Raw genomic sequence first — 5671 nt, forward strand, 5'->3', positions numbered from 1 at the left:
TGCTTCGTTATTTGGTGTAGTTGAATCACTTACATTCATAGTTATACCTTCATTCATACGTTTTGATACCATAGAGTAAGTCTGCATCCTTTCGGGTTAGGGCAAATTTTGAACCCTTATACAAATTATTACCATTTGTCATTCGCTTTCTACTCCGTTCCTCTACCCTCTATATCATCGTCATTCCTTGCGGAATTCCTACCCCGAAGGGAACATATAGGGCTTACCAAGTTCTAAATTATGAATAGTTATGAATACCTTAGAAGCCATCTATAAACCGAGAATCATTTGTCCATTTCCCATTATGTAAACTAAGCCATAATGGTCGGATTCTGTACCTTTTGGTTCAAGCGTTATTAATCCCTTTGTGGATTAATCAATCTACTTTCGCTTGCTTATCGTTACGATTCTTACAATGGTTCACTTTACGTTCTTCATAGTATTCTTTATCCTAGCAGATGATTCAGATTAGATTTCTGAATTTCTCCACATTGTCCTATGAGCTTCACACCAAACCGTTACCAGTTTCGCATGTCATAGTAGGATTATCCCAAATGGAAGGGATAGCGTTGCCGCAGTTCATGTTTTAACTTCTTGTCGCACTAGCATATCGATAATCTTCATATTATAAAAAATTTCATCTTTTTGGTGCAAACATATTCTTGCCTTTTCGTGGTATAAGGCAATTCCAGGTATTCCCGATAAGGTCCTGACGGTCTGCATTTTTCAGTCCTTCGAAGATAAGACCATGGTTTTTCGGATCACGATAATGCATCATCGCTCTCTGGATGTTCTTTTCTCTACGAGAAGTAGCTACATAGACTGTTTTTCCTGTGAAGGGATCAAGTCCTGTGTGGAACATACAGGTTGCCGCGGTCATCGGGGTTGGTATGAAATCCTGTACCTGTTCGGTATATCTGTCAGTTGCTTTGATGTACTCTGCAAGTTCTATCATATCATCCATTGTACATGCAGGGTGGCCTGACATAAGGAATGTTACAAGATACTGGTCTTTGTTCAGTTTCTTGTTAGTTTCCTTAAAGATCTTGGCAAATTTTTCAAATACTTCTCTTCCTGGCTTTTTCATACAGTCCGTAACCGATTTTGAAAAGTGTTCAGGTGCAATTTTCAATTGGCCGCTGACGTGATATTGGCAGAGCTCTGTGATATATTCAGGGTCTTGTAAGGCGAGGTCATATCGAACTCCATAACTTACAAAAACACGCTTTACTTCAGGCATTTCCCTAAGCTGGCGCAGCATTTCGATATTTTCTTTGTGGGATGTGTCCATGGAGGGGCAGGGTTCAGGGTAAAGACAAAGTTTATCCTTGCAGGCGCCTTTGTTCTCCCAGTTCTTGCATTTCATGGCATACATGTTAGCACTTGGTCCGCCAACCCCTATTATGTTGCCTTTGAATTCTTTCATTCTTGTCAGAAGCTCAGCTTCATGCAGGATGGAGTCAATACTACGGCTTGTTATCATTCTTCCCTGATGTTGTGCGATGGCACAGAAAGAACAGCTTCCAAAACAGCCTCTGTGAGTTGTTATTGAAAATCTGACAGTTTCAAGAGCAGGTACTGGCTCTTTGTATGAGGGATGCTCCCGTCGGGTGTAAGGTAGATCATAGACATGATCAAGTTCCTTTTGGGAAAGCTGTCTCATTGGGGGGTTCTGGATGATGGTCGTTTTTGGATGAGGCTGGACAAGGGCAATACCTCTTACGGGGTCCTGTTGGTCATACATTAGCTTGAATGCTTTTGCATAGGTAGGCTTGTCCTTTGATACTTCATTGTAGGAAGGCATTTCCACGTAAGGGAAAGGTATCTGATCGTTCTCTTTCGCTTCCTTCCATTTTTTCACCTCAAGTTTCCATGTGGTCCCGGGAATATCATTTATGTTCCTGATATCTTCACCTGAATCGAGCCTTCGGGCGATTTCAGGTGTTTGCAGCTCTCCCATTCCATATACAAGCAGATCTGCGGGAGCATCGGCGAGTATCGATTGCCTTACTTTGCCGGACCAGTGGTCGAATTCAGCAAAACGCCTGAGGGACGCTTCTATTCCGCCGATGACAATAGGTACGTCAGGATATGTTTGTTTTAGGCGGTTGGAGTAGACAACGACTGCACGGCTGGGGCGAAGTCCTGGTTTGCCTCCAGGGGAGTACATGTCCTTTGGGCGTGGCTTGAGGGCAGGGGTGTAGTTGCTGACCATTGAGTCAGTGTTCCCTGAAGTTACTGCGAAGAAAAGCCGGGGTTTTCCCAGTTTGGTGAAATCCTTTGTGTCTTCCCAGTTCGGTTGGGAGATTATCCCTACTTTGAATCCTGCATCTTCCAGTACGCGTCCTATGATGGTTGCACCAAAGCCGGGGTGGTCTACGTAGGCGTCGCCTGTTACAACGATTATGTCAAGTTGATCCCATCCGCGACTCTTGATATCTTTAATGTCCATTGGGAGAAAGCGGGATGTATCTATCCTTTTCGGGTTACGTTTTTTCTGTGACATGTGTTTGTCCTTTTATCGGTATGCTCTTGACATCTGTAGTGATAAACGTATCTGCTTGTTCACGTCATCACTGGTAACTGGGCCGTGTCCTGGGTAGAGGGTGATCACATCCAGTTCTGTTAGTTTTTCTATGGATGCTGAAAGCTGGTCCAATGAGCCACCGGTAAAATCGGTGCGGCCAATTCCTCCGTTCGGGAATACAGTGTCACCGGAGAAAAGGCTTTTCGAAGATGGCTCGTAGAGTGATATTCCTCCCGGGGTGTGGCCGGGGGTGTGAATGACCTCCATGGCTTCGGTTTCGCTTATCTTTATTATGTCACCGTTTGCATAGAGGATGTCCGGGTCTATGTCCGGGGCTGGTGCTGAGAAGAGTATGGATACACTTTCTTCTCTACTTTTCAGGGCTTGAGCATCATCTTTGTGGATGGCTATAGGGGCATTGCATATTTCTGCTACGGATTTAGCTGCGGCGCAATGGTCGAAGTGGGAGTGGGTCAGTATTATCAGTTCGATGTTTTCCGGTTGTGTGTGCTCTTTTATTTTTTGTATGAGCCGATCGGTATCCATTCCGGGATCGATGAGTATCTTTTCGTTTATGAGGTATGAGTTGGATGCGTATGGGGATGTGGTTATGCTGGTGATCTTCATTGTTTGACTCCGGGTATGTTTTAGATACCAAATATCTTCTTCGTGTTCCTGAAGGTGGCGTTTGCAATGGTCTCAGGGTCTGTGCCTTTTGCTTCTGCTATTACTGAGAGGTTGTCCAGTACGAATGCGGGTTCGTTCCGACCTTTGCGAGGGGATAGGTATGGGCTGTCGGTTTCAATGAGCATTTTGTCAAGGGGGACGTTCTCTGCTATTTTCTTATGGTGCTCTGAAAAACAGACTATTGTGGGGATGGATATGTAGTATCCTGCATCGGTTATCCTGGCGGCTGTTTCTATTGAGCCTCCATAGCAGTGGAAGACGACCTTGTCGAGGTCCTTTACCATTTCAAAACAGTCTTCTTCGGCTTCCCTTCCGTGAATTACGAGTGTCTTTTCATATTTTTCTGCTATCTCTATTACTTTACGGAAGTATTGTTTTTGGTGTTCTCTTTCCTTGTCTTCCTTATAGTAATGATAGTCAAGACCTGCTTCCCCTATACCTGCTGCTTGTTCTGCATGTAGTTCTAGCTGGAGAATGATCGAATTGGCGACTTCATTGCCGTAGTGGGATACTACCAGAGGGCTTAGGCCAATTGTAGGATAGATAAAATCGTATTCATTTGCAAGTGCGAGTGTTGCCTGGTTTGATTTAAGGTCAATTCCCGAGTTGACCATTTTAACAACACCCGCATTGCGTGCTCTTTCTATTGTTTCATCACGGTCACGGTTGAACTTTGGGAAGTCAAGGTGACAGTGTGAGTCTATGACCTTTAGCATGCTCCTTATGTTTTGAGGAGCATGTTAATAGCTGTTACGAGAGCTTCGACCGATGCGAGGACAATGTCAACGTTTGCTGCGCGTGCGGTCACTATCCTGCCTTTGTCGTTCTGCACTCCGATCACCACTTCTGCGAGTGCATCGGATCCACCGGTGACTGCTTCTATCCTGAAGTCATGGATGGTCACTTTTGCATGCTGTCCGATAAGGGTTTCGACTGCTTTTAGGGCAGCGTCAACTGGACCTACACCTACATTCGATGCTACGCATTCTTTTCCGTTGAAGAGTGCTTTTACGACTGCGGTAGATGTGGTTATGTTACCGGTCATGACACTGACCTCTTTGAGGTCTATAGGTGGCATTCCTTCAGGTCTTCCAAGGATATCGAATGCTATCGTGTAAAGGTCTGCATCAGTTATGCGTTTGCCTTTGTCTGCAAGCATTTTCACCTTTTTGATGATCGCATCGAGCTGAGCATCGGTTGGGTTGATGTTCGCAGATTGCAATGATCTGAGGACAGCGTGCTTTCCTGCGTGTTTTCCGAGTACTATCCTTCGAGTGTGTCCGACCATTTCAGGTGTCATGATGCCTGGTTCGAATGTATCGGAATTTTCGAGGACACCGTGGGTGTGTATGCCGGATTCATGAGCAAATGCGTTCTCTCCTACAATAGGCATGTGGGGAGGTATTTGAACGCCTGTGTAACGTTCGACCATTCGGGCGGTCTCTACGATATACTCGGTATTGATGTTCGTCTTTGCACCGTATATAGAGTGCAAGCTCATTACTGTTTCCGCAAGATCTGCATTACCGGCACGTTCTCCCAATCCGTTGACGGTGACCTGTGCCTGACTTGCACCGGCTTCTATTGCCATGAGACTGTTTGCAACGGCAAGTCCGAAGTCATTGTGACAGTGGGTGTCTATCGGGATGTTCATCTCTTTGTCCAGTTTGCTGATAAGGCGGTACATACCGGAGGGTGCAATTATTCCCACTGTGTCAGGGACATTGATGATGTCACATCCTGCGTCTTCAACTGCCTTGTATACTTCTATTAAATAGTCAAGGTCTGTGCGGGTTGCATCCATTGCAGAGAACATGCAGCGCATACCGTGGTCCTTTATGTATTGTACGGCATTTACTGACATCTCGACGACTTCTTCGCGACTCTTTTTGATGGTATGTATCCTCTGGATGTCAGATGTGGAAACAAAAGTATGTATCATTCCAACGCCTGCATCTATACATGTATCAAGATCCTTTGTTAGTACGCGCGCAAGACCACATACTTCTGATGTGAGGCCTGCGTTTGCGATGTTGCGAACGGATTCCATGTCTCCTGCGGAGGCTATGGGGAACCCTGCTTCGATGGTATCCACTCCAAGCTTGGAAAGCTGGTGAGCTATCTCGATCTTTTGCTCAGGAGTTAGGGATACGCCGGGGGTTTGTTCGCCGTCACGAAGGGTAGTGTCAAAAATGCTTATCTTTCGGTTTCGGATGGGTTCATCGACGTAAAAATCGATCCCTCAGTTGTGTATTTGTATCCATAATAATCATTAATACTACATGATTAATGGTATAAATAGAAAACGTTTGAAGTAGTTTATTACATTGGAGAATTTCAAATTAGCTCATAATTCCCCCCATTCTAGTTTGATAACACCTTCCTTAAAAAAAACTACCAAACAAATTACTACCTTCAACCTTATTTTGTAACTCAGTAAGCACCAGCAATTGATAT

At 44.8% G+C, this 5671-nt stretch carries 4 protein-coding genes; all 4 read right to left on the reverse strand.

Translation table 11 applies throughout. The annotated features are described in order from the left end of the window. Positions 1 to 637: 637 nt before the first annotated feature. The 4 genes from KDK67_RS13380 to KDK67_RS13395 are packed head-to-tail and all read right to left on the reverse strand — an operon-like array spanning position 638 to position 5429. Positions 638 to 2506 carry a YgiQ family radical SAM protein gene (locus KDK67_RS13380; RefSeq protein WP_250869342.1) on the reverse strand — a complete coding sequence of 623 codons (1869 nt, stop codon included), beginning with the start codon at positions 2504 to 2506 and terminating at the stop codon, positions 638 to 640. A gap of 12 nt (positions 2507 to 2518) precedes the next feature. After that, on the reverse strand, positions 2519 to 3154 hold the full coding sequence (locus KDK67_RS13385) for an MBL fold metallo-hydrolase (protein ID WP_250869343.1): 636 nt from the start codon (positions 3152 to 3154) through the stop codon (positions 2519 to 2521). A 20-nt stretch (positions 3155 to 3174) separates the two neighbouring features. Then, positions 3175 to 3930, reverse strand: a complete 756-nt coding sequence (locus tag KDK67_RS13390; protein WP_250869345.1) for a TatD family hydrolase — start codon at positions 3928 to 3930, stop codon at positions 3175 to 3177. Between the two features lie 5 nt (positions 3931 to 3935). Beyond that, positions 3936 to 5429: a 2-isopropylmalate synthase gene (locus KDK67_RS13395; RefSeq protein ID WP_250869347.1), complete on the reverse strand. Its 1494-nt coding sequence runs from the start codon at positions 5427 to 5429 to the stop codon at positions 3936 to 3938. Positions 5430 to 5671: the final 242 nt, after the last annotated feature.

Origin of the sequence: Methanococcoides seepicolus, from assembly GCF_023684405.1 — an archaeon.
Classification (GTDB): Archaea; Halobacteriota; Methanosarcinia; order Methanosarcinales; family Methanosarcinaceae; genus Methanococcoides; species Methanococcoides seepicolus.

Coding starts and splice junctions, on each gene's coding strand:
- KDK67_RS13390 (WP_250869345.1), bottom strand. CDS start 3,930: ATGCTAAAGGTCATAGACTCACACTGTCACCTTGACTTCCCAAAGTTC.
- KDK67_RS13385 (WP_250869343.1), bottom strand. CDS start 3,154: ATGAAGATCACCAGCATAACCACATCCCCATACGCATCCAACTCATAC.
- KDK67_RS13380 (WP_250869342.1), bottom strand. CDS start 2,506: ATGTCACAGAAAAAACGTAACCCGAAAAGGATAGATACATCCCGCTTT.